This is a genomic window from Secundilactobacillus sp. MJ173 (genome assembly GCF_059704265.1).
The window spans coordinates 1-817 of sequence record NZ_BAAKGN010000006.1; the positions used below are offsets into that span (position 1 = coordinate 1).

An 817-nucleotide genomic window follows, 5' to 3' on the forward strand; every position below is an offset into this window, starting at 1 on the left:
AAGATTCGCTTAATAAAATGACAGTATTGAGCGTTCAGATCAACGACTACGCTTTGAACTCGTTGGCGCTCAGTTAAGGAATATCGGTTGATGAAGTAATTCATGATTTGATTCGTTAATCTACCTGGTAACGTCGTCACCAGGTGGTGAGCCAGTGCGGCGCAACAGATAAACGACATGTGATGATTAGCTGAACGAAATTCGTCAAAACAGAGTTGAGTTGGTAACTCCTTAAGTCGATAAGGTCGTTGGGTGTGTTCATTAATGATTCGGATTACACTGGCATCAGAGATGCCTAGCAGCTTAGCTATCTCAGTTGCCGTTAATGAGTCTTTCGCCAGTTCCATCACTGCTTGGTGAATTGCCGGAGTTAAGGTGTGATTAAAGAATAGATTGGATGATTTAGCGCCACAAGTGGTGCCACAGGTTTTACACAGATAACGCTGTTTATGAAGCTTCAATACGTATTTACCGCCGTTAACAGGTGCCAATCGGGCATTAACCTGATGGGTACCATTCTTAATTAAAGTTGGATATCCGCAATTAGGGCAATGATCCAAGGGATAAGTTAATTGCGCTTCAATAACTTCTGTAATGCGTATCTGTTGTTTAATCACTGACCTTTCTTCATAAACCTGTGTAATCTGGATATTAGGGTCTGTTATTTTGAAGAGCTTTAAGATAGAATCATTACTTAGGGACACGATAGTTTCCTCACTTTCGGTTATGTTTGGCGATTTAATCGTAACATGTGAGGGCTTCGTGTCCTTTTATAATTTCCTAAAACCAATCAAAAAACTGGTATTGGTTATTCACC

General features: G+C 40.4%; 1 protein-coding gene. It reads right to left on the reverse strand.

All coding sequences use genetic code 11. The features are described 5' to 3' along the window. A partial coding sequence (locus AC6H04_RS00455; RefSeq protein ID WP_497569816.1) for a transposase family protein occupies positions 1-617 on the reverse strand: 617 nt, incomplete at its 3' end. Positions 618-817: the final 200 nt, after the last annotated feature.